Below are 22,520 nucleotides of genomic sequence, written 5' to 3' on the forward strand. Positions count from 1 at the left end.
GCAAAAAAGAGGAAATTGCTTGCGCGAGGTCTACAGCGGGAGCGCCATCAGCGTGTCTGTCACCGTGCTGTCGCAGATCGCCACGCGTTCGGCCAGCAGCAGCCGGCCCGCCCGGCGCACCAAGCGGTCCTGGTAGACGCCCGTGGCGAACACTTCGCTTTGCCCCGTGGCCATGATCCGCACCACGATGAAGGGCGTGCGTGCCTGGGCCGTGCGGTCGTCTGCGGCCTCGACCATCGGCATGCCCAGCAGATGGCGGTAGCGCTGGCGTTCGTAGATGTTGGCTTCGCGCAGTGCGGCGATGCGGTCTTCCAGCATCGCACGCGAGTCTGCATACACGATGCCCGCGGCCAGGCCTTCCTGTTCGTTCTCGACGTGGGTGACGCGGTAGTGGCAGTCTTCGGTGAAGAACGCGGGCCACGACTCCAGGGCATCGCTGTCGATGGTGTGGGCGTAGGTGGCGTTGAAAGCGCAGATGTCGAGCAGGTCGATCATGCTCAGGCTCCCATGTGGTGGCGATAGGCTTTCCAGAAACCGCGCACCGATGTTTCGGTGGCGCGGCCCTCGCTGGAGCCGGATTCGTCGCCGCCCATTTCGACCACGGCTTCCTTGTCGCTCGCGCCGGCAATGCCACGCTGCACGAATCCGCCCACGGCGCCGTCCTCCATGGAGATGAAACCGGCCGGCCCGATCAGGTTGGATTGCTTCAGGCGCACCTTGCGCTGCTCGGGTGTGTCATCGACGTAGCCGAAGTACGTCCAGTTCAGTTCGGTGCGGTCCACGCCCTTGGGCAGCACCTGGCGCACGGCCAGGCAGTTCTGGATCTGCTGAAGCACGAAACCGGGAAACACCGAAAGGATCTGCAGCGTGACGCCGTCGTCGTATTCCTTGAAGCCGGCCAGAAGCGTCGGGTCCTTCAGGCGGTAACGGTCGTTGTCCGAACGCAGGGCCTGGTCCTTGTACGAGGAATCCTTTTCGGCCGTGGCGTCGATCATCGAGTAGCTCACGTGATGGCCGCCCGATTCGTCCACGATCACGCCGCCTTTCTGCGACAGGCGGTTCAGTTCGAAGGTGGTGAAGAACAGGTGCAACAGGCTCGCGTGGTAGCTGTCCTTGACGTTCTCGACGTAGAGCTTCCAGTTGTTGGGAAGCGCCTGCGTGAAACGGCCGATCACCTGCACAGGCTTGTGCATCACGCGCTCGATGCGCTGGCAGATCTCGTCACCGAGGTAGTCCTCGATGTCGGGCACGTCTTCCGAGAAGCTGCCGAACACGAGGCCTGCGAACACCGCGACGCGCAGCTTGCGCGGGCCGTGCTCTTCCTTGCAGAAATCCGGCGGCATGCCGCCCTGACCCTTCACGCCGTTCTCGAACGCCACGCCGGTCAGGTCGCCCTGGCGGTTGTAGCTCCACGCGTGGTAGACGCACTGGAAGTTCTCGGCCTTGCCCGCTTTCTCAAGCGCAATCAGCGCGCCGCGATGGGCGCAGCGATTTTCGAACGCATAGATCTCGCCGTCCGCATCGCGTACCACCACCACCGGCGTGGCGCCGGCAAACGTGGTGCGGTAGCTGCCCGTTTCGGCCAACTCGGCGTCCAGGCAAAGAAAGTTCCAGGTGTTGCCGCGGAAGATCTTTTCCTGCTCCTGCTCGGGCAGGTTCGTGTCGCTGTACAGCGAAAAGGGAATGCGCGTGAGGGCTGTGCTGCGCCAATGGATGGTGTGTTCCTGCATGTCGGTTTCTCTTACTCCAGCGTCACTTTGGCGCTCTTGATGACCTTGTTCCATTTTTCGGATTCCGCCTGAATGAAGCGACCCGTCTGCTCGGTGGACCAGCCGCGCGGCTCGGCGCCCTGCTCGGCAAACCTGGCCTTCACATCGGGCATGGCGAGCGCGTCGGCAATCGACTTCTGCACGGCTTCGGCGGCGGCGGGCGGCGTGCCGGGCGGGGCCACGACGGCGAAGAAGGTCACGGCAGTCATGCCGGGCACCCTGGATTCCACAAACGTCGGTACTGTCGGCAGCGCCTTCGAGCGCTCGCCGTCGGCGACCGCGAGGATGCGCAGCTTGCCTGCCGTGTGGTACTGGGCGGACGAACTCAGGTTGTCGAAGAACACGTCCACCTGGCCGCCGATCAGATCGACCAGCGCAGGCGCCGTGCCCTTGTAGGGGATGTGGATCATCTCGGTGCCGGTGAGCTGCATGAACAGGCTTGCCGTCAGGTGCGAAGTCGAGCCGTTGCCCTGGGAGGCGTAGCTCACCTTGCCCGGATTGGCCTTCAGGTAGGCGATGAACTCCGCCAGGTTCCGCGCGGGCACCTTGGTGCTGACGGACAGCACATTGGGCACCGTGGCCATCACGGTCACGGGCACCCACTTCGTGGGGTCGAACGCGAGCTTGCTGTAGAGATGGTGATTGATGGCGATCGGGCCGGGGGGCGAGACCAGGAGCGTGGTGCCGTCGGGCTCCGAGCGGAACACCAGTTCGGCGCCGATGTTGCCGCCGGCACCGGTGCGGTTTTCCACCACGACACCCGCCGGAAACTGCGCGCGCATCTTTTCCGACAGGATGCGCGGCAATACGTCGGCCGTGCCGCCTGCGGGGAAGGGAACGATGAGCTTGAGGGGTTTGGAGGCTTGGGCGAAAGCGTTGCCGAAGAGGCAGGCTGCCAAGGCCAGGACCGCGCCGGTGCGGCGCGAAATGGGAACCGACATGTGGTGTCTTCTCTGTGTCTCTGTGGGGAAGGCGAGTGTCACCCCGGGGCATTGCGCAAACAATGTAGATTTGCGCTATGCGCAAAAATGATCCCATTGCCATGACAAGCGTCAAACCGGCCGACCGCAATTTCGTGGCCTCCCTGCAAAAGGGGCTGGAAGTTCTGACCTGCTTCGGCCGGCAGCACAGCCGGCTCACGGTGTCAGAGGTGGCGCGGCTCACGGGCAGCTCGCCCGCGTCCGCGCGGCGCTCGCTGCTGACGCTCGAGCAACTGGGTTACCTGGGAAGCGACGGCAAACGCTTCTGGATGCTGCCGCGGGCTCTGCTCGTGGCGCATGCCTACCTGGCGTCCCGCCCGACGCCATCGATGGCGCAGCCCCTGCTCGACGCGCTGTCGGAGCGCACGCGCGAGTCGGCATCGCTGGGGCAACTGCTGGATGACGATGCGATCGTCATCGCGCGTTCGACCGCACGGCGCAGCCTGAGCACGGGTCTGGGCATCGGCTCGCGCCTGCCCGCCTACTGCTCGGCGATGGGCCGCGTGCTGCTGGCCGGGTTGCCGCCCGGGGATCTGCCGGCACGGGTGCATGCGATGCGCCGCCTGCCGCTGACGCCGCGGACGATTCACGATGCGGCGCAAGTCATCGAGCTGGTCGAGCTCGCGCGCGCGGAAGGCTACGCCAGCAACGCCGGAGAGTTGGAAATCGGCGTGCGTTCGATGGCCGTACCGGTGCACGATCGGCAAGGCCAAGTCGTCAACGCCATGAGCATCGCGGTGCGCGTCGAACGCATGGACATGGCCGAGTTCCGCGAGGCGTTCCTGCCCATGCTGAAACGCGCACGGGACACGCTGGAGGCCAGGCTCTTCCCCGCTTAGCCCCGTCCTCGTAGCCTGCCTGATCCTGCGCGCGTCAGGGTCCCGGACGGCGGCTTGTCGGCGCGCTGCCGATCCTTAAAGGAACAACGGAGACTTCATCCGGAATCCTGGTCATCTTGCTGACCGGACCGCTCTTGAGCGCCTGCGGCGGCGGTGGCTCCAGTTCTCCAGCCCCGCTCCCGCTCCGGCCTATGTCGCTCTTTCCTCGTGTCTCTTCGGGCTCCGCCCTACTCGGCCCTGAACGTGAAGGCGGCAAGCTCCCAGTCTCCGGCCTTCTCGTCGTGTCGGAGGACGTACAGATGTCCGTCATCCGCGTCGACCTTGAACCAGCGCTGTGTCGGCGCGAACCAGCGGTCAACGATGCAACGCACGGCAATGCGGCGCTCGCCTAGCCAGAAGGCGACCGGTTCCGGTTCACCGAGATAGCCGACGCAGCACGCCACACGAATTGCCATGCCTCACGATACCGCTGAAGCTTGTGCAGGTCCCGTCCTCGATTGGCGTCGCGCTGATGTGGCAGGATTCGAGGAGGCGCGGTCCTCGCGCATGCTTCGACACATCCCCCCTGCTCACCATGATTTCGCAGCCCTTGTCCTCAAGGCCCTCGTCCCGCGCCAACGGGCGCGCCATCGCCACGATGATCGGTGCCATGGGCTGCTTCGTGCTCAACGACGCGTTGGTCAAGCACGTCAGCCAATCCATGCCTTCGGCGCAGCTCATCTTCCTGCGCGGGCTGATGGCGTCGATGCTCGTGCTGCTGGTGGCGTACCGTTTGGGCGCGCTGCGCCAGGTGAGCGCAGTGCTGCATCCGCGGGTGGCGCTTCGCGGCGCGGTCGATGCCTGCGCGACCATGATGTACCTGCTGTCCCTGTTCCACTTGCCGATTGCCAATGCCACGGCCATCAACCTCGCAGCGCCGCTGTTCATGACCGTCTTTGCGGTCCTCTTCCTTGGCGAGCGCGCCGGCGTGGCCCGCTGGTCCGCGGTGGTGCTGGGCTTCGCGGGTGTGCTTTGCGTCGTGCAGCCCAGCGGGGAAAATTTCAACGCATGGGCCCTGCTATGCCTGCTCGGCACGCTGTTCCATGCGGCACGCGACCTGATGACGCGACGCATCGATCCGGCCATCCCGTCGATCATCATCACCCTTGCAACGGCATTGGCCGTCACCTTGCTGGCCGGCTGCCTGACCCTGTTGAGCGGCTGGCAGGCATTTGCACCGGGAGATCTGGCCTTGCTGAGCATCGCGGCAGCCTTTCTGGCGTCCGGCTATTTTCTGGTGGTGCAGTGCATGCGCTCCGGCGAGGTGTCGCTCACCGCGCCCTTCCGCTACTCGGCGGTTCTCTTCGCCATGCTGCTGGGCTACGCGATATGGAACGAGGTCCCCAACGGGTGGGCCTGGCTGGGCATTGCGCTGCTCGTCGGATCCGGCCTCTACATGCTGCACAGCGAGCGGGGTCGCAGCCGCGCTGCCGCGCTGGACGCCCAGCCCGAATAGTGGCTGAACCGCTCAAGCATGCCAATGACCCGCCTCGACCTCGCGACCGTCCGCGCCTTGGAGGAACGCAGCTTCAACGCGTGGCCCGCGCGGCAGACCGCCTTCTTCAACGGCTGGCTGTTCCGCCTGGCCGGCGGCTATACCAAGCGAGCCAACTCGGTCAATGCCGCAGACCCGGGCGCATCTTTCAAGGGCGTTCGCGGGGCGGCCGAAACCTTCTACGAGCGGCATGGCCTTCCAGCCGTGTTTCGCCTTTCTCCCTTGGCTCCGCCCGAAGCGGACAAGGAACTCGCGGATGCGGGCTACGCGTTCTTCGACCCGACGCAGGTAGCCAGCGCATCGCTGGCCGCTGCGGCACGGCATCCTTCAGTGAGCATTGCAACCGCAGCGTCGCCTGCCTGGCTGGAAGGCAGCACCGCAGCCAACGGCGTGACATCTCTGCAAGATGAGTTGCACCGTGCCATGGTGCGTTCCATCGCGTTGCCCAGCGTTTTCGCCACCATGCATGAGCATGGTGAAGCTGTCGGCTTCGGTCTGGCCGTGCTGGAACGTGGCGCGGTGGGCCTCTATGACATCGTGGTGGACCCGACCAAGCGCAGGCGCGGCCACGGTCGCACGCTCACGCGCGCACTGATGCACTGGGGCCGCGAAGAGGGCGCGAAGTCTGCCTACCTCCAGGTGCGCGAGCAGAACGAACCTGCGCGGTGCCTGTACGCTGAACTGGGGTTCGAAGATTTCTACCGCTATCACTATCGGGTGCCGGGCAACCCTTCATGAGGCTGGGCCGCGGCCGCTAGGCTCCACGCACTCGCGACAAGCATGAGGCCGATTGAGCTCGGCACTTCTCGGCCGGGAGCGGCCCTGCGGCGGCGGCATCCGGTACCGGATGCATCGTCAGAGTCGGCCATGCATGTGATCTTCGGGGCTACTCGCTGAACCAGAAGAATATCCAGGACCCCACCGCAAGAAGTGCGCACGTGAGTAAAAAAAGAGGATGGTCTCGATGAAAGACCCGGGCGGCGATGTCCCTGAAAAACATTGGCATCTGAGTCCCCTCCTTTCAAATATGAAGCCGGCGAACGTTGCAACTTCTGCCGGGAAAAGTCAATGCGGGTAAATCGGCTCACGCTGTCGCCCAGGCCCGCGAACTCTCGGTATGGAGGTAGGCCCGGCAGGCCTCGAACGCGAGCGAATTTGACCCGTCGCATTGGCGCCATCGGCGAGTGGATTGGCGGCTGAGGACAGTCGTGCAAGGCGCGCCGCAGCTTAGTCTTCAAGTGAACCCAATCACAGGATTCACGACCACGCTCGCCAGAGCAGCCCATGGTTGCCTCACCAGGACTCGACCCCGCTTGCTGTGAATCGGATTGGGACATGACTTGGAGTCATGGGGCTGTTGCCGGCCGAGGCTTGAGACAACGGCCCCTCCAGCAAGAAAAGAATATCCGTCCGTGTCACTGCATCCTTCTCGCGCTGCAGGCGCTTCCTTGCTGTTCGCCCTCTTGCTCGCAGCCTGCGAGGGCGGCTCCTCGGCCGCACCGGCCTGAACCTCCATCCAGATGAAAGTGTGAATCGATGAAATCCGCGACCTGGCTGTGCACCTTGGCCGTCCTCGTACTCGTCGCCTGCGGAGGTGGAGGGTCGTCTTCGCCGTTCTCCTCGCTGCTGGGCGCGCTGGTCAACGCGCAGACACCCTCTGGCGCGCCGGCGGTTCAAGTCACCCCCGTCACGATACGCATTGCGGATGCACCCGTTCCGGTGAAAGGCTCCGACGGCCTCTTCCACGTGGTGTACGAGCTGGAGCTGACGAACTTCACCGGCGACCACGTGGCCATCCAGGGGCTGGACGTTTTGGACGCAAGCAACGGCAGCGTCGTGGCAACGCTCGCGCCCGTGGACATTGCACAGCGCCTGGTGGTGCGCGACAAGGCCGCGGTGAAGGGCAGCCTCGGCCCGTCGCAGGTCGGCCTGGTCTACATGCATGTGAGCTTCAACGGCCAGGTGGCCCTGCCGGCGACGCTCGCCCACCGGGTTTCGGCGTCGATCGGGCCGACGCCGATCGTCGAGACGGCCGGGCGCGTCCCGCTGGCGGCGCCGACCGCCCTGGTGCTCGGCGCCCCGCTGCGCGGCGCGAGGTACATCGCCGGCGACGGCTGCTGCGACTCGGTGCGCCATGTGCAGGCGACGCTTCCGCTCAACGGCCAGCTCTTCACGGCGCAGCGATTCGCCATCGACTGGGAGCAACTCGACGAGCAGGGCCGCATCTATGTCGGCGACCCGAAACTCCCGGCCAGCTACATCATCTATGGCAAGCCGATCTACGCCGTCGCGGACGGGCGCGTCGTTGCCGCGGTGGATGGTCTGCCCGACACGCCGCCGGGTGCGTTGCCGCCTTCGATTCCGGTCGAGCAGGCCGACGGCAACCACGTCATGCTGGACCTGGGCGGCGGCAGTTTCGCGCTTTTCGCGCACATGAAGCCGGGGTCGGTGCTGGTGCGAGCCGGGGAATCGGTGCGTGCGGGGCAGTTGATCGGGCAGGTCGGAACCTCCGGCAATTCGTCGGAGCCGCACCTGCATTTCCACATCGTCGACGGTCCGTCCCCGTTGGCTTCGAACGGGCTTCCCTACCTGCTGCAGGGCTTCAGCGCCGCCCAGCGCGGCGTCTCCACGGCGGCCTTCGATCAGGCCATCCTCGCCGGCCAGCCGATCCCGGTCGAGGCGGTGCCGCAGCCGGGTGCGCGCCAGAACGTGCTGCCGCTCGATCTGTGGATCGTCGATTTTCCTTCCTAGCCGCTCGTGCAGCCCCATGACACTGCCTCGAATCCAATGTCGCATCGTCGGCGCCGTCCTGGCGCATGCCAAGAAGACCGGCACCTTCGTCGAAGACTCAGCGCAAGGGCCCGTCCTCAAAGCGCAATCGCTCGCCGGCTACATCGACACGAAGAGCGGCCGGCGCCTCGCGTTCACGCTGGCCGTCAACGATGTCGGCGTGATCTCGGGCGTCGATGAGATCCTGCCGGTCTTCCAGGATGTCGGGACCATCTCCGCGCTGCTCTGGAAGCTCCAGTGACCCTTGGATCCGGACGCCTCAAGGACCGGCTGGAGGCCGCGCGCCACCGTTTCCGATCGGGTGCCGCATCCGGATTTCTTCTTGCGACCTATGTCGCCAATGCCTGATCACGTGCCTGTTTTTCAAAGGAGATCCAATGAGTTTCCATATTGAAGGAGTGGCAAAGCGCCAGCTTCCTGCATCCGCATCGCTCGCCGGCGTGCTCCTGCTTGTGCTCGCCCTGACTGCCTGCGGCGGAGGCGATTCAAATTCGAATGCAATGATGTCGCCTGCATCGGTGGGGGTGGCACCTGAGGCCAAGGGCGTTGCATGCAAGGACTATGACGGAAATCAAATGGTGGTCAAGCCGAAAACGATCACCATTTTCAATAATTCCGACAAGACGATCTATCCGGTCTTGGCGACCAGCAAAAATGCGGTCAATGAGTGGATCCAAGGGTGCTTTCGCACCAAGGACAAGCTTTATCCCACGGACTACGTTTACAAGTTATATGTCAATGAAGGCGAGGGAATACCGAAGAATTCATCGGTGGTGATTACGCTTCCGTTGTATAGCGAGCTGTCGGCGGAGCGCTATATTACCTGGTGGAACGGCGGGCGTGTCGTATTGGCCGACGACAAGGAGAGACTGCGTGGCCAGGAAGACACGAAACTGGCAACCCCCGGTGATGTCAGTTGTCAGGGGGCGGGTACCGGATGTGCATTGAGCGTCTATTCCAGCGCCGTTCAATTCCCGGAAAACATATATGCCCAGCTGTCGGAATATACCTTTGGAGATTCCATCATTCCGGCCGGGCAGTCGGCGCGGCTATTGAAGACCGAGAATGTCGGGTATAACATTTCCTATGTGGACCATGTCTATATGCCCGTGGCCATCGGGCCGAAGAACAATCCCTATATCGGGTACAGCGGGTCGACGCAGTCCCTGGCTTCATTCAGAAGCCGTCTCAGATCATTCTTGGAAAGCTCATCCGGCCAGGGATGGCCCGTCTATAACCTGGGTGAATTGAAGTTGCCTGGGGGATACAATATTTTTGCACAGCGTTCAGGCGTCTTGCCTCTCGAGGACAATGTGCCTGTCAAGCCTGCGGGGATTTCTCCGCCCGTATTGACAGTGCTTTCGTGCATCAATGGGCAGTGCAGCGAAGAGCAGAAAAAGAACCTGCGCTTCGGCGAGGCGGTTCAGCGCATTCAGAATCTATGGGGCTCCTGTGTCGCGTGGGGCGGCGAGGACATCAGTCGATACGTGACCGAAAAAATCGAGTGCCCGCAGGATTTAAAGCAGAATCTTGCGGTGGTCAAGCAGTTTTTCGAGCAAAACCACAGTAACTACTTGCAGATGTATGGGGCTGGAAAGTGCGAGGGGAGCAAGCCCTTGAAGCCTGAATTCAATTATTGGGAGGCCGTCACGCACATTTATGGCTGGGTTCCGTTCAACGAGGGATGCGGTGCGGCAGCGAACCCCCTGGCTGATACGAAAATAGTTGGATGGGATCATGCAAAGATTCAACCCATGTATATTCACGAGCTTCAATACAACCATACGCAAGCCAGTGTCATCGGCAATTCCAAGCTGACGTTCAATCCCTATGTCAAATTGATCCATGACGATCTTCAGATGAATGCCTATGCATTTTCCGTCGATGACGCAGTTGGCTTCATGAGTGAACTGGGGGACGGGTTGATCTTTGCCGTGGGCGGGGCCAAGGGGCTTGAAAATGAAAAACAATTCAACTATGCGAACGGTTTCTCGCTGGCGATCGGCGTGCCTCAATCCATGACTGATCGTGCGAATTCGCCGTTGATCAAAAAATACGGGGTATGCGCATTGAGGCGGGACGCGAGCGACATGAATTGCGAGAAAGACAAGCAGGATGTCGCCATGCCTGGCGATAGCCAGATCGCAGGATTCAGAGTGGGTACCGTGGTCGGTTATCCTGTCAAGATACGCTTCACGGATATGAATGACAATGTGTATGCCTTTGTCGCCAGTGAAGAATTTGCTCTGTGTACGGATGACATGAATCCCTCTCAATGCCCGGCCAACAGGGAGGCGATTATCAAGAATCTTTCTTGCAGCGTCACCGATAAAAATGGAGGAGCGCACCCGAAATCAAGCAATTGGTGCAAAGGTGCCAATCCAAATCAACAAAGAGAAAAGCAATTGACCAAGAATTATCTGAGCTTTCCGCAGCCAGTTGATTTCATGAACTGATTGAGATTCGATCGAATCCAGCCCGGAGGCAGACCATCATGCGTTTCGATCTATCGCGTCGTCATCTGGGTCGCTGGGCCGGTGCGGCGACTCTCGCTCCGTGGCTCGCCTCGTGCGGCGGTGGCGGCTCGGGGGATTCGGGCGTGCTTGTCCTGCCGGTGGCCGCGAACGCTCGCGAAGCCGGCTACGTCCAGGCGATCGAGAGCATCCTCACGGCCTATCACCCGCCGGGCATTCTGGCGGGCGTGCGCGTGGCCGGCGAGGCGCCGTGGACGCGAGCCTTCGGGCAGGCCGACGTGGCCCGCGCCACGCCGATGGCGCTGAACAGCACGTTCCCGGTCCGCAGCGTCACCAAGTCCTTCACGGTGACGCTGCTCCTTCAGTTGGTGCAATCCGGCCAGCTTGCACTGGACCACAAGATCGAGCGCTATATCGCGGGCGTGCCCAACGGAAGCCTGATCAACCTCGCCGATCTCGCCGGCAATCAGAGCGGACTGGCCGACTACTCGATGCAGCCGGGGTTCCTCGAAGTCTTCGTCAAGGACACGCTGCACGTGTGGACTCCGCAGGAGCTCGTGGCCTTCTCGTTCGCCGTGAAGCCGTCGTTTCTTCCCGGCGAGCAATACCAGTACAGCAACACCAACACCGTGCTGCTCGGCATGGTGGTCGAGACGGTGACCGGCCAGTCGCTGGCCGACGCGCTGGCCGCGCGAATCTTCAAACCGCTCGGGCTGGGCGGCACGAGCTATCCGTCGTCGGCCGAGCTGCCGCCGCCGACGCCCACGCCCTATGCGGTCGACATCGTCACGGGCATCGCCGACGATCAGCCGCTCATCAGCCCGACTTCGCTGGCGGGTTCCGGCGCCATCGCATCGACGCTTGCCGACCTGCTCGTGTGGGGCGACGCGCTGGGTCGCGGCTCGCTTCTTGTTGCGGCGCTCCAGGATCTGCGCAAGTCGCGCGCGCGAGACGTCACCAACGGACCGGAGTACGACCGCTACGGCTTGGGCATCGGACAGATCGGCAACTGGTGGGGCCACACCGGCAGCGGTGTCGGATTCCAGATCGCGACCATGAACCTTGCGTCGCGCAACGCGACCGTCGCGGTCATGGTGAACGCCACGCCCGAAGGGTCGCGCCGCGACCTCAACCTCGCGCAGGAACTGTTCGAGAAGCTGGCCGCGGTGGTCGAGGCGGCCTGAATCGCGCCCGGTGCGGCGCACTGGCGGCGAGCCGCATTTCAGGCCGGAGCGGCGGCGCGGGGAGCTTCGCTCGACCACGCTTGCGTTGCGCGCGGACGCAGCAGGAAGTGCGACAGCGCCGGGATCAGCAGCACCGCGCCGACCATGTTCCAGATGAACATGAAGGCCAGCAGGATGCCCATGTCGGCCTGGAACTTGATGGGCGACAGCGCCCAGGTCAGCACGCCCGCGGCCAGCGTCACGCCGACCAGCGCGACCACCTTGCCCGTGAATTGCAGGGCGTGGCGGTAGGCCTGGCCGAGCGAAGCCCCGGCACGCTGCTGGGCGAGCTGCACGCTGAGCAGGTACAGCGCGTAGTCCACGCCGATGCCCACGCCGAGCGCGATCACCGGCAGCGTGGCCACCTTGACGCCGATGCCGAGCCAGACCATCAGGGCCTCGCACAGCACCGAGGTGATCACCAGCGGCACCACGGCCACGACCACTGCGCGCCAGCTGCGGAAGGTGATGAAGCACAGCACGATGACCGCCGCGTAGACCAGCATCAGCATCTGGGTCCAGGCCTTGCGGACCACGATGTTGGTGGCCGCCTCGATGCCGGCGCCCCCGGCGGCGAGCAGGAAGCGTCGCTCCTGGTTGCCGTGGGAATCGGCGAACTCGGCGCTGGCGCGGACCACGCGATCCAGGGTTTCGGCGCGGTGGTCCGAGAGGTAGGCGATCACCGGCATCACGGAGCACTCGGTGTTGAACAGCTCCGGGTTGTTGACGCTGGCCTGCTGGGCCCCGTAGTTCAGCACGTCCTGGTTGCGCGCGATCGTCAGCCACTTGGGGCTGCCCTCGTTGCTGCCCGCGGTGATCTGGCGCACGGCGTTCGCGAGCCCCACCGTGGTCTGCACGCCCGGCACCTGTTGCAGCGTCCAGGCCAGCCGGTCGGCCTCGACCAGGGTCTCGTACTTCAGGCAGCCTTCCTTGGCGGTCTTGACGATCACCGCGAAGGTGTCGCTCGACAGCGAGTAGTTGGCCGTGACATAGGCGTTGTCGCGGTTGTAGCGGGAGTTCGGTTGCAGCTCGGGGGCACCGGGGTCGAGGTCGCCGATCTTCAGGTGCGTGCTCACGGCCAGGCCGACCGTCAGCAGCAAGGCGGCCGCGGACACCGTGCCGATGGCCCAGCGCCGCTGCGTGAAGCGGTCCAGCCACGCATAGACCCGGTCGAAACCGCGTTCGTTCCGCGCGCCGCGTTCGGCACGCAGGCTGCGCTGCGCGGCGGCGGCGCTGACGCCGATGTACGACAACAGCACCGGCAACAGGATCAGGTTGGTCACGATCAGCACGGCCACGCCGATGCTGGCGGTGAGCGCCAGGTCCTTGATGACCGGGATGTCGATCAGCATCAGCACGGCGAAGCCCACCGCATCGGCCACCAGTGCGGTCAGGCCGGCGAGAAAGAGACGGCGAAACGTGAAGCGTGCGGCCACCAGGCGGTGCGCGCCCCGGCCGATGTCCTGCATGATCCCGTTCATCTTCTGCGCACCGTGCGACACGCCGATCGCGAACACGAGGAAAGGCACCAGGATCGAGTAGGGATCGAGCTCGAAGCCGAGGCCGGCCACGAGCCCGAGCTGCCAGACCACGGCCACCAGCGAGCACGCCACCACCAGCGCGGTGCTGCGCAGGCATCGCGTGTACAGGAAGATGATGAGCGTCGCGACCAGCGCGGCGATCCCGAAGTACAGCGCCACCTGGTAGAGGCCATCGATCAGGTCGCCGACCAGCTTCGCGAAGCCGATGCTGTGCACCCGCAGCCCGGTGGGCTGCCCCTGCGCGTCGGTTTCGTAGCGCACGCGCATCTGCTCGAGCGCATGCGACAGCGCGCGGTAGTCGATGCGCTGGCCCGTCGCGGCGTCCTGGTCCATCAGCGGGACGACGATCATGCTCGACTTGAAGTCGTTGCCGACGAGGCTGCCCGACAATCCGGCGCGCGCAATGTTGCCGCGCAACTGCTCGATGGCGGATGGGGAGCCGTCGTAGTTGTCGGGCATCACCGGCCCGCCGCGAAAGCCTTCCTCGGTCACTTCGGTCCAGCGCACGCCCGGCGCCCACAAGGACTTCATCCAGGCGCGGTCCACGCCGGGCGTCAGGAAGAGCTCGTCCTGGATCTTCTTGAGCGCGCCGAGGTAGTGCGGGTCGTAGATGTCGCCACGGGTGTTCTCGACGACGATGCGCAGGGAGTTGCCCAGCCCGCGAAGATCGGCGCGGTGTTCGAGATAGTTCTGGATGTAGGGATGGCTCTGCGGAATCATCTTCTCGAAGCTGGCGTTGAGGCTCAGCTTCGTCGCGGCCACCAGGCCCAGCAACAGCGTGACCAGGGCGCAGACGACGATCACCGCGAACCGGTGATTGAAAACCAGCCGTTCGAGGCGCGATCCGGAGCCGGTGTCGAACTGGGCGAGCGATATCGGCCCGGACAGGTCGGCGTGCGTAGTGGGGGTGTGCATGGGAGTTCCCGGACTGCCCGCTCAGGGCAGCGAAAGTGATTGGGCGCCGCGCGGCCCGGCGATGACGAGCCTGCCCCCGGCGGCCGTCGCCACCGCCGCGGCAGGTACCGCGCGTTCGACGGGCACGGGCGCGAAGCTCGCGCCGTCGTCGCTGCTGGCCAGCACGTGGCCCGCCTGGCTGACGATGAAGATGCGGCGGTCGGCTTCCTGCGCGCTGGCCGTCAGGCCGACCTGCAGGCCCGTGGGGATCTGCTGCCAGTTGCGCCCGCCGTCGGTGCTGCGCAGCACCGTGCCGCGCAGGCCGTGTGCGATGACGGCGCGCGCATGGCCGGTGACGCCGAACAGGGTGCCCTTGTAGGGCGTTTCGAGCGCGCGAAAGCGCGTGTCGCCGCGATCGAGCTTGAGCAGCAACCCCTGCTCGCCGGCGATGTAGACGTCGGAACCGATGCCCCGCACCGCGTAGAGGTGCAGCCCCTTCGGGTTGTCGACGGCATGCAGCCACGGTTCCCAATGGCCCCCGCCGTCGGCGGTGTGCAGCACCAGTCCGAATGCGCCGACGACGAAGCCGTTGGATGCATCGCGGAACCAGACGTCGAGCAGCGGATTCTCGGCGCCTTGCACCCCGAACCGCCGGGCTTCCTCGAGGAGCGCCGCGGCACGCTTTGGGTCGTGGGCCGACAGGGCATCGGCTTCGCGCGCGTAGTACTGCACCATGGCATCGCCGACCTGCCGGCCGTCGAGCCGGCGCGTCCACGTCAGGCCGGCATCGGTGGTTTGCAGCACCACGCCATCGTGTCCCACGGCCCACCCGTTGGTGGCATCGGGGAAGGCGACGGCGACCAGGTCCGAGCTGACGGGCACCTGAGCCTGCTGCCAGCTCTTGCCGGCATCGTCGGAGGTGACGATGTGGCCGCGCTGACCCACCGCCACGAGGCGGCTGCCGGCGTTGGCGAGCCCATTGAGCAATGCACGCGATGCGAGCGGACTCTTCATTGCCGGTGTATCCAGCGCGTCGCGCCAGGCCGTGTCCGCGGCGGCCTGCACGGCCCATGTCGCGGCGCAGGCGGCGATCGCCAGGGCCAGGAGGCGGCAGCCCGTCGTGACTCGCTTCGCGTTCATCGGCGAGTCTCGTTCAGCGAACACCGGAGCCGGCGAGCGAATCGGCGGTCCATTCGCGGTCGCCCAGCGCCTTGGTGTGGCGAAGGCCGCCGGTTTCGGCGATGTAGCCGGTCAGCGAATAGATGCGCGAGACGAAGTCGTAGTGGCCGAACATGTCGGTGTACGGCGCCGGCAGGTCGTAGCTGGGCGCCATGTAGGCGAATCCGGCGCGATAGAGCTGGCCGCGGGCGTCATAGTTGTCCGATGCCAGTGCCGCCCACGAGTCCTCGTCGAGGTAGAAGGTGCGCTTGCTGTAGACATGGCGCTTGCCCTCGCGCAGGGTCGCTTCCACCACCCACACGCGGTGCAGTTCCCAGCGCACCAGGTCCGGGTTCAGGTGATTGGGCTTGAGCAGGTCGTCCTGCCTGGACTGGTACACCGCGCCGTAGGCGTTGTAGGGCACGACCATCTCCTTCTTGCCCACCAGCTTGAAATCGAAGCGGTCCATCGAGCCGTTGAAGATGAAGGTGTCGTCGAAGGTCGTGGCGCCCGCGGTGCCCGGGTTGGGCGTGTCGTGGGACAGGTCGGGGGCGACCTTGACGCGGCGCTGGCCGGGCAGGTAGCTCCAGGCGCGGCGGTCCTTCTGGCCCATGTCCAGGGGGTCGACGATCAGCAGGGCCTCACCGGCGCGGCGCGCCGGTCCGGTGTAGGCGAGCTTGATGCGCCAGTAGGTGTCCGCGGTGCTCCTGGCCGTGTCCCAGAAGGGGAAGTCCTGCACGCTCATCCCTTCGGTGGCCAGTGCCGGCCGTCCGTTGGCATCGACGTTCAGGTTGCGGTACTTGGCCTCGTAGCTCTGGCCGTTGAACCGCACGAGGTGGTTCCACATGGCCTCGTAGCCGTCCTTGGGAATCGGGAACGGGAATCCGGCGTGAGCGCCTTCGATCGAGCGCCCTTCGTTGACCGTCTTGGCCTGCAAGGCGCCTGCCGCGGTGTTGTCGGTGACGAACTTCGGAAAGGCGACGGTGCGGTGCGTCGGATAGACGTCGACGCGGAAGCTCGGGTACTTCTGCAGCAGCGCCTTGGTGCCGTCGGTCAGGTGGTCGGCATGCTCGGCCATGTTCTTGGCGTCGATCACGAGCCGCGGCTTTTCGCCGGCGAAGGGGTCCGGCCGGATGCCGTCGCCTGCCTTGTAGCCGCCGGGGGCGCTCTTCAGGCCGCCGGTGTAGGCGGGAATGGTGCCGTCCTTGTTGGCGCCCTTGTCCGCGCCGACGGGCGTGAGCGTGGTGCCGAGCGCCTTGGCCTCGTCGGCGGTGATGGCCGCCTGGGCGGCAAGGCCTGTCGATGCGGCGACGAAGCCGGCAAGGAGCGAGTGGGAGAGTTTCATGATCGGAGGATCCTCAGAAGGTGGTCTTGAAGGTGAGGCTCAGGAAACCGCGGTCCTTGAGCAGGGTGGTGAAGCCGTTCTGCGCGGTGACGGCGAATCCGTTGTCCTTGTAGCGGCCGACGTAGTCGATGTATTTCAGGTCGAAGCGGTATTTCTGGCGGACGTCGACACCCAGGCCGACGCTGTAGTTGCCGTTGCCCTGGTTGCCGCCGAAGACCGTCGGCGCGTTGCCGCTGAGACCCACGGCATAGGTGAGCGGTGCCGACAGGTCGATGCCGGGAAAGACCTGGAACCAGGTCGGCGTGAACGAGAAGCCGGCGCCGAAGTAGTTCTTGGTCGTGCAGCCGTCCCACTTGTCCTTGCCGATGCAGGGCGCGAAGCCCTCGGCGAAGAACAGGTTCTGGCCGCTGCGGACCTTGCCCCAGCTCGCCCAGACCAGCTCGGCGGCCCAGGAAGCGGTGTCGAAGAGGGCGGTCTTCGGCACGACGCCGACGGCATTGACGAGGCCGTGGTAGGTGTCGCCGCGCGGTCCCTTGGTGTCGCCCTGCGCGGGCAGGCCGGGCGCGATGCCGAGCACCGTGCTGTTCAGCGGCGTGTTGTGGCGCAAGGACAGCTCGGAGCCGACGCTGATGCCGCCGATGTTCTTGGCCAGGCTGACGCCGTACAGGTCGATGCCGTCGGCGTAGATCAGGTTGTAGCGGCTGATGCCCGGCCCGACGCGCGTCAGGAAGGTCTGCGGCAGCTTGTCCGAGAACCTGCGGTAGTAGACGCCCATGGTGCCGTCGAGCCATTCGGGGCTCCAGCGGGTGGACAGGCCACCCTCCTGGCCGCGCTGCTTGGGGTCCGACGGCGCGCCGCGCTGGGCGAAGCCCAATGCCGGCGAGATGAACTGGCGGTCGGGTCCGTTGAAGGCGAAGTCCACGGGACCGAGGTAGGTGCCGCCTTCAGGGTAGCGAAAGGACTCCCACTCCAGCATGTACTGCGCGGCGACCGAGACGGTGTCGGTGAGTTGCGCCTGCATCGAAAGCTGGTTCAGCGGCCGGAACAATTCCTTCGCTTCCACGCCGGGCGTTGCAAAGCCCTTCTGGAGGTCCAGCGGGTTCTGCGCGTAGGCGATGCCGTTCAGGTTGCCGCCAAGGAACAGGGATTCGCCCCAGTACAGCGAATGACTTCCCAGCTTGGCATTCACCGGTACCTCCCCGATGTCGACGCCCCCGAAGACGAAGGCATCGAGCCACTCGCCCGACGGACCGCGGTAGTAGCGGTCGGTGTAGGGGCTGTACTTCTTGTTGACGTAGCTGGGGATGTTCGTGAAGGGCGGGAACGGGTTGGTCTTGCTGTTCGGGCCGTAGGCACCGTCGTACCAGCCGGCCGCGCTCACGCGCGCGCCGTAGCGCTTCATGTAGGTCAGGTCCAGTTCGCTCAGGAGGTCCAGCCGGTTCGCGACCGTTTGGCCGCGATCGAAGCTGTAGGTGCCTTCGTCCGCGATCACCGTGTTGCCGATCTTCTGGTCGCGGCTCTCGACGCGGTTCGCGTAGTTGTAGCGAACCGTGTTGTCCCACCGGATCGACACGTCGGGATTCCCCGTGTCGAATTCGAACGCACGTGCGCCGCCCGGTGCGAGCGTGACGAGGAGGATCGCAGCGGTCGTTGCTGCGATTCGGAAGGACGAGCGGGCTTGAGTGGATCCCGTCTTGCGTTTGGGGTGGTGCACGTGTTGACAGCTTCTTGGAGTGTGGGCGGGAACCCCCGGCTTGCAGGGATTGGGGAACGGGCGGAATTTTGTGGCTCGCGCCGTCGTACAACCCCCTCCCTGGTGGAGGGGGCAGGGGGGCGGGAAAGCCTCAACCGCGCCGGGAAGCTGTCAGTCCTGGAGCTCGGATACGGCGATCAGGGATGCCTGCGCATCGGCATCGCGGGGGCCGGTATAAAGTCGGTCTCCGATCCGAGGCAAGGTAACTCCATGGCAGTGCGAACAAACGAATGGGCGGCCAAGGTGCTGATGCTCCTCAAGGGCGGCAACACCGACGCGGCGCTCGCGCAGATCAAGGTCGCGCCGAGCGTGAAGGACATCCTTGCGCTCCAGGCGGCGCTGGCTCAGGTCCGCTTGCCCGGGCGCCGGCGCGACGTGGACGACACCATCCAGCAAAGCATCGACGCGCTGTCGGCGCCGCGCCTGCACCGCTCGCCCTGAGTCCCGACACGAATGAGGGCGCCGGCGGCGCGCGTCAAGGAAATGACCTGGATGCGGTCAGTCGCCCCTGGGTGAAGAGGTCGTCGTCAGATCATTGCCGATGCGTCTGGACACCTCGAGCGCGCATTGGCGCAGCGGCTTCGCGATGGCGCCCTCCCACGCGCTGTCGAACCTGGCGGCAGGGCCCATGACGAGGATGCCCAGCACGAGGTGTCCGGCCGAGTCGAAGACCGGGGCGCAAAGTGCGTCGATTCCCGGAATCGGCTGACCCAGGGAGCGCGACAGGCCGTGCTTGCGCGTCTCGGCCAAGGAAGTTTCGAGGGATTCGTGCGGATTGGCCGCCTCCGCGGCGGTGCCGTAGCTGAGCCGCGCGAGTTCATGCGACAAGAGGCGCTCAACGACCTTCGGCGGCATATAGGCCGCGAACAACCTTCCCGTCGCAGTGTTGGCCAGCGACATGACGGTCCCCGTGCGCAGGTTGACGTGCAGCGGCTCGATGGGCTCTTCCAGCCTCACGATCGTGGGCCCCAGATTTCCCCAGACCGCCACGGCGACGCTCTGTCCCGTGTCGTTCGCCAAGGCCTCTATCAACTGTGAAGCCTCCTTCACAGGGTCCATTCGCTGCAGCCGGGTGAGGCCCAGCTGCAACGCCAGCGGGCCCAGTTCGTAGTGCCCCGCATCGGTCTGCGTCACGAACCCGACCTTCAGAAAACTGACCATGTACGGATGCGCCTTGCCTGCCGTCATGCCGGCTGCCTTGGCCAGGTCTTTCAGAGGGACGGGGCGCACGTGTCGTGCCAGCTGCGAAAGCAGGGCGCTGCCGATTTCGATGGATTGAATGCCGCGCCGGCTCTTTTCCATGGGGGGACCACAAGACCAGAAAGTCCAAGTGTAGTCACAAGGGTCTCAAGATAATTGTGTATCTGTTCGATCTAATCGGATTGCTTGATATTATCGAATGAATTGACAATGATCAGACGGCATCTACAATCCGCCACCAAACCCCGACCCCCTTGGAGACACCACATGACTCAGGAAAACATCACTGTCGACGTGCTCGTCGTGGGCACCGGCGCATCCGGAATGGCGACGGCCGTGACCGCCGCGTCGCACGGGCTGAAGGTCCTGGTCGTCGAGAAGGAGGCGCGCTACGGCGGGACCACTGCGCGCTCAGGTGGCTGGCTCTGGATCCCGGGCACGCGCCTGGCCACCGAGCAGGGCATCCAGGAGCCGCCAGGCGCCGCCAAGGCCTATCTCAAGCACGAGACGACGACGCATTTCGACGAAAGGCGCGTGGACGCCTTCCTCGAGTTCGGACCCAAGGCGATCGACTTTTTCACGAAGAGAACCTGCGTGCAGTTCGACATGCCGCTGGCGTTCCCCGACTACCACGCGGAAGCGACGGGCGGACAGCCCGGCGGGCGTTCGATGGTGACGCGCCCGTTCAACGGCCGCGAGCTGGGGTCGCGCATCAAGCAGTTGGCGCCCCCGCTGCCGGAACTCACCGTGTTCGGAATGATGTTGGGCTCGGGACCCGAGATCAAACATTTCATGCGGGCCTTCAAGTCCCCGTCATCGTTTGCCTATGTCGCCAAGCGCCTGAGCAGGCACTTCCTCGACGTGCTCTCGCACGGTCGCGGCATGACGCTCACCAACGGCAACGCGCTCGCGGGCCGTCTGGCGAAGGCTGCCATGGACCTCGACATTCCCGTGTGGCTGTCCTCTCCGGTGAAGAAGCTGGTCGTTGAATTCGACAGCGTCGCCGGCGCCATGGTTCAGCACGAGGGAAAGACGGTGCGCGTCCACGCAAGGCGCGGCGTGGTCCTGGCATGCGGCGGCTTCCCGCACGACATCGAGCGCAGGAAGCAGCTGTTCCCGCATGCGCCGACCGGCAAGGAGCACTACTCCCCATCGCCCGAGACCAACACCGGCGACGGGCTGCGCCTGGCCGAGGCGGTGGGCGGGCGCGTCGATGGAACGATCCCGCATGCCGCGGCGTGGGTGCCGACGTCCGTCACAACCCGCAAGGACGGCTCGAAGGGTGTCATGCCCCACTTCATCGACCGCGCCAAGCCCGGCGTGATCGCCGTCACGCCAAAGGGCAAGCGCTTCACGAATGAAGGCAACTCGTACCACGACTTCGTTCAGGCGATGGTCAAGGCCTGCGAGGGCGAGCCTGAAGTTTCGGCGTGGCTGCTGTGCGACCACAAGGCGCTGCGCGGCTATGGCCTGGGCTGCGTCGCACCGTCTCCGCTGCCCATCGGCCGGCATCTTCGAAGCGGCTACCTGAAGCGTGGCGCCACCATCGGCGATCTGGCGAAGCAGATCGACATCGCACCGGCCACGCTGGAATCGACGGTCGCCGAGTTCAATGCGTCGGCGAGCACCGGAGACGACCCCGCCTTCGGGAAAGGCAGCAAGGCCTACAACCGCTACCAGGGCGACGCGCTCGTCACGCCGAATCCATGCGTTGCGCCTCTGCAAGACGGCCCCTACTACGCGATCAAGCTCGTCATCGGCGACATCGGCACCTTTGCCGGCTTGGTGACCGACGAAAGGACTCGCGTGCTCGACGCCACGCGCCAACCCATCAAGGGCCTGTATGCGGTCGGCAATGACGCCGCCAGCGTCATGGGCGGCAACTATCCCGGCGCCGGCATCACGCTCGGACCCGCCTTGACCTTCGGCTACCTCGCCGCCCTGCAACTGGCGCAGGCAGACATGACCGTCGAAGTCGCACCGAAGGTCGAGCGCCGCGAACCCGAGGCCATCTGCCGCGCCGCCTGAAGCGGACACGAACGGCACACCTCCAGGAAGACAGGACATGACATATCCAACTTCGGTCGCCCCTCGCTTGCTGGAAGGCCGGCTCGCGCTGATCACGGGTGCCGGCCAGGGCAACGGGCGGGCGCTGGCTCTCGGCCTTTCGCAGGCCGGCGCGCGCGTGATCGTCACCGACCTGAACGAGGCCACCGTCGAGGAAACCGCCAAGTCGGTCCGGATCGAGGGGGGCGCCGCATGGTCCTTCGTGCTCGACGTCACGTCGCCTGACGCATGCCGGGCGCTTGCACAACGCGTCGAAAAGGAGATCGGCGAGGTCGACCTCCTGGTCAACAACGCCGGCATCATCATCCGCGAGAACACGTCCAGCGCCGATGCCGAGGCGAACTGGAAGAAGACGATCGACGTCAACGTGCACGGGACATTCAACGTCACGCTGGCGTGGCTGCCGGCCCTCAAGGCGACAAAGGGAACGATCGTCAACATCGCCTCCATTGCAGCCTATGCGGGGCAGGCGGCCAGTCTCGGCTACTCGCCGTCCAAGGGCGCGATCAAGATGTTCACCCAGTCGTTGGCGCAGGAGTTGGCGCCCGCGGGCGTGCGCGTCAATGCCCTCGCACCGGGCGTCATCGAAACCCCGATGACCGCAGCCACCCGAGAAGACCCGGCGCGCCTGGCATCGTTCATGGGCCGCATTCCGATGGGCCGCGTCGGCCAGACGGAAGATCTGGTGGGTCCCGTGATCTTCCTGGCGTCCGACATGTCTCGCTACGTCACCGGCATCACCTTGCCTGTGGACGGCGGGTTCCTGGCGGCCTGAACCATTCATCCATCCAAAGGAAATTCCCCATGACCCAGACCAAGAAGTTCGCCAGCCAGGCCGATCTCGAAGAGAAGAAGATCACCTTCAGCCAGATTTCGGAGCATGCCTGGGCCTACACGGCCGAGGGCGACCCCAACACCGGCATCATCATCGGCGACGACTGCGTGCTGGTGGC

At 64.9% G+C, this 22,520-nt stretch carries 19 protein-coding genes and 1 pseudogene; 11 read left to right on the forward strand and 9 right to left on the reverse strand.

The genetic code is table 11. The features are described 5' to 3' along the window. Positions 1 to 30 precede the first annotated feature (30 nt). Genes AB4Z46_RS29570 through AB4Z46_RS29580 form a run of 3 tightly spaced genes read right to left on the reverse strand, consistent with a single transcriptional unit; the run spans position 31 to position 2,710 of the window. Positions 31 to 495, reverse strand: coding sequence for an aromatic-ring-hydroxylating dioxygenase subunit beta (locus AB4Z46_RS29570; RefSeq protein ID WP_442287121.1), 465 nt, complete (start codon positions 493 to 495; stop codon positions 31 to 33). A 2-nt stretch (positions 496 to 497) separates the two neighbouring features. Further along, positions 498 to 1,730 (reverse strand): aromatic ring-hydroxylating dioxygenase subunit alpha, encoded by a 1,233-nt coding sequence (locus tag AB4Z46_RS29575; protein ID WP_442287143.1) that lies wholly within the window; start codon positions 1,728 to 1,730, stop codon positions 498 to 500. 11 nt (positions 1,731 to 1,741) lie between these two features. Continuing rightward, positions 1,742 to 2,710, reverse strand: a complete 969-nt coding sequence (locus tag AB4Z46_RS29580) for a Bug family tripartite tricarboxylate transporter substrate binding protein (protein WP_442287122.1) — start codon at positions 2,708 to 2,710, stop codon at positions 1,742 to 1,744. A 101-nt stretch (positions 2,711 to 2,811) separates the two neighbouring features. Between AB4Z46_RS29580 and AB4Z46_RS29585 the strand changes: the two genes are divergently transcribed. Continuing rightward, positions 2,812 to 3,588 (forward strand): IclR family transcriptional regulator domain-containing protein, encoded by a 777-nt coding sequence (locus AB4Z46_RS29585; protein ID WP_442287123.1) that lies wholly within the window; start codon positions 2,812 to 2,814, stop codon positions 3,586 to 3,588. 227 nt (positions 3,589 to 3,815) lie between these two features. Here the strand turns inward: AB4Z46_RS29585 and AB4Z46_RS29590 are convergent, their stop codons facing one another. Continuing rightward, complete coding sequence (locus AB4Z46_RS29590; RefSeq protein WP_442287124.1) at positions 3,816 to 4,043, reverse strand: hypothetical protein; 228 nt, start codon at positions 4,041 to 4,043, stop codon at positions 3,816 to 3,818. A gap of 119 nt (positions 4,044 to 4,162) precedes the next feature. Here AB4Z46_RS29590 and AB4Z46_RS29595 point away from each other — a divergent pair, with 119 nt between their 5' ends. The 6 genes from AB4Z46_RS29595 to AB4Z46_RS29620 all read left to right on the forward strand — a co-directional run bounded on the left by AB4Z46_RS29595 (position 4,163) and on the right by AB4Z46_RS29620 (position 11,570). Continuing rightward, positions 4,163 to 5,083, forward strand: a complete 921-nt coding sequence (locus tag AB4Z46_RS29595; protein WP_442287125.1) for a DMT family transporter — start codon at positions 4,163 to 4,165, stop codon at positions 5,081 to 5,083. A 24-nt stretch (positions 5,084 to 5,107) separates the two neighbouring features. Then, positions 5,108 to 5,860, forward strand: coding sequence for a GNAT family N-acetyltransferase (locus tag AB4Z46_RS29600; RefSeq protein WP_442287126.1), 753 nt, complete (start codon positions 5,108 to 5,110; stop codon positions 5,858 to 5,860). Positions 5,861 to 6,658: 798 nt separating this feature from the next. Then, complete coding sequence (locus tag AB4Z46_RS29605) at positions 6,659 to 7,873, forward strand: M23 family metallopeptidase (protein ID WP_442287127.1); 1,215 nt, start codon at positions 6,659 to 6,661, stop codon at positions 7,871 to 7,873. A 16-nt stretch (positions 7,874 to 7,889) separates the two neighbouring features. Next, complete coding sequence (locus tag AB4Z46_RS29610) at positions 7,890 to 8,153, forward strand: hypothetical protein (RefSeq protein WP_442287128.1); 264 nt, start codon at positions 7,890 to 7,892, stop codon at positions 8,151 to 8,153. Between the two features lie 136 nt (positions 8,154 to 8,289). Then, positions 8,290 to 10,368, forward strand: coding sequence for a hypothetical protein (locus AB4Z46_RS29615; RefSeq protein WP_442287129.1), 2,079 nt, complete (start codon positions 8,290 to 8,292; stop codon positions 10,366 to 10,368). Positions 10,369 to 10,406: 38 nt separating this feature from the next. After that, positions 10,407 to 11,570 (forward strand): serine hydrolase domain-containing protein, encoded by a 1,164-nt coding sequence (locus tag AB4Z46_RS29620; RefSeq protein WP_442287130.1) that lies wholly within the window; start codon positions 10,407 to 10,409, stop codon positions 11,568 to 11,570. A 38-nt stretch (positions 11,571 to 11,608) separates the two neighbouring features. Here the strand turns inward: AB4Z46_RS29620 and AB4Z46_RS29625 are convergent, their stop codons facing one another. Genes AB4Z46_RS29625 through AB4Z46_RS29640 form a run of 4 tightly spaced genes read right to left on the reverse strand, consistent with a single transcriptional unit; the run spans position 11,609 to position 18,261 of the window. Next, entirely contained in the window at positions 11,609 to 14,065 is a 2,457-nt protein-coding gene (locus AB4Z46_RS29625) for an efflux RND transporter permease subunit (RefSeq protein ID WP_442287131.1), read from the reverse strand. A 21-nt stretch (positions 14,066 to 14,086) separates the two neighbouring features. Then, positions 14,087 to 15,184 carry a WD40/YVTN/BNR-like repeat-containing protein gene (locus tag AB4Z46_RS29630; RefSeq protein ID WP_442287132.1) on the reverse strand — a complete coding sequence of 366 codons (1,098 nt, stop codon included), beginning with the start codon at positions 15,182 to 15,184 and terminating at the stop codon, positions 14,087 to 14,089. A 13-nt stretch (positions 15,185 to 15,197) separates the two neighbouring features. Continuing rightward, on the reverse strand, positions 15,198 to 16,547 hold the full coding sequence (locus AB4Z46_RS29635) for a DUF1329 domain-containing protein (protein WP_442287133.1): 1,350 nt from the start codon (positions 16,545 to 16,547) through the stop codon (positions 15,198 to 15,200). A 13-nt stretch (positions 16,548 to 16,560) separates the two neighbouring features. Further along, positions 16,561 to 18,261 carry a DUF1302 domain-containing protein gene (locus tag AB4Z46_RS29640; protein WP_442287134.1) on the reverse strand — a complete coding sequence of 567 codons (1,701 nt, stop codon included), beginning with the start codon at positions 18,259 to 18,261 and terminating at the stop codon, positions 16,561 to 16,563. 249 nt (positions 18,262 to 18,510) lie between these two features. Here AB4Z46_RS29640 and AB4Z46_RS29645 point away from each other — a divergent pair, with 249 nt between their 5' ends. Beyond that, entirely contained in the window at positions 18,511 to 18,741 is a 231-nt protein-coding gene (locus AB4Z46_RS29645; RefSeq protein ID WP_442287135.1) for a hypothetical protein, read from the forward strand. Positions 18,742 to 18,798: 57 nt separating this feature from the next. Here the strand turns inward: AB4Z46_RS29645 and AB4Z46_RS29650 are convergent, their stop codons facing one another. Continuing rightward, positions 18,799 to 19,602 carry an IclR family transcriptional regulator gene (locus AB4Z46_RS29650; protein ID WP_442287136.1) on the reverse strand — a complete coding sequence of 268 codons (804 nt, stop codon included), beginning with the start codon at positions 19,600 to 19,602 and terminating at the stop codon, positions 18,799 to 18,801. 165 nt (positions 19,603 to 19,767) lie between these two features. Between AB4Z46_RS29650 and AB4Z46_RS29655 the strand changes: the two genes are divergently transcribed. The 3 genes and pseudogenes from AB4Z46_RS29655 to AB4Z46_RS29665 all read left to right on the forward strand — a co-directional run. Beyond that, on the forward strand, positions 19,768 to 21,528 hold the full coding sequence (locus tag AB4Z46_RS29655) for an FAD-dependent oxidoreductase (RefSeq protein WP_442287137.1): 1,761 nt from the start codon (positions 19,768 to 19,770) through the stop codon (positions 21,526 to 21,528). A 37-nt stretch (positions 21,529 to 21,565) separates the two neighbouring features. Then, a complete protein-coding gene (locus AB4Z46_RS29660; protein ID WP_442287138.1) occupies positions 21,566 to 22,342 on the forward strand; it encodes an SDR family NAD(P)-dependent oxidoreductase in 777 nt (258 codons plus the stop codon). Positions 22,343 to 22,371: 29 nt separating this feature from the next. Beyond that, a pseudogene (locus tag AB4Z46_RS29665) lies at positions 22,372 to 22,520 on the forward strand (MBL fold metallo-hydrolase); the annotation flags it as partial.

This window comes from Variovorax sp. M-6, assembly GCF_052114385.1.
Lineage (GTDB): Bacteria > Pseudomonadota > Gammaproteobacteria > Burkholderiales > Burkholderiaceae_C > Variovorax.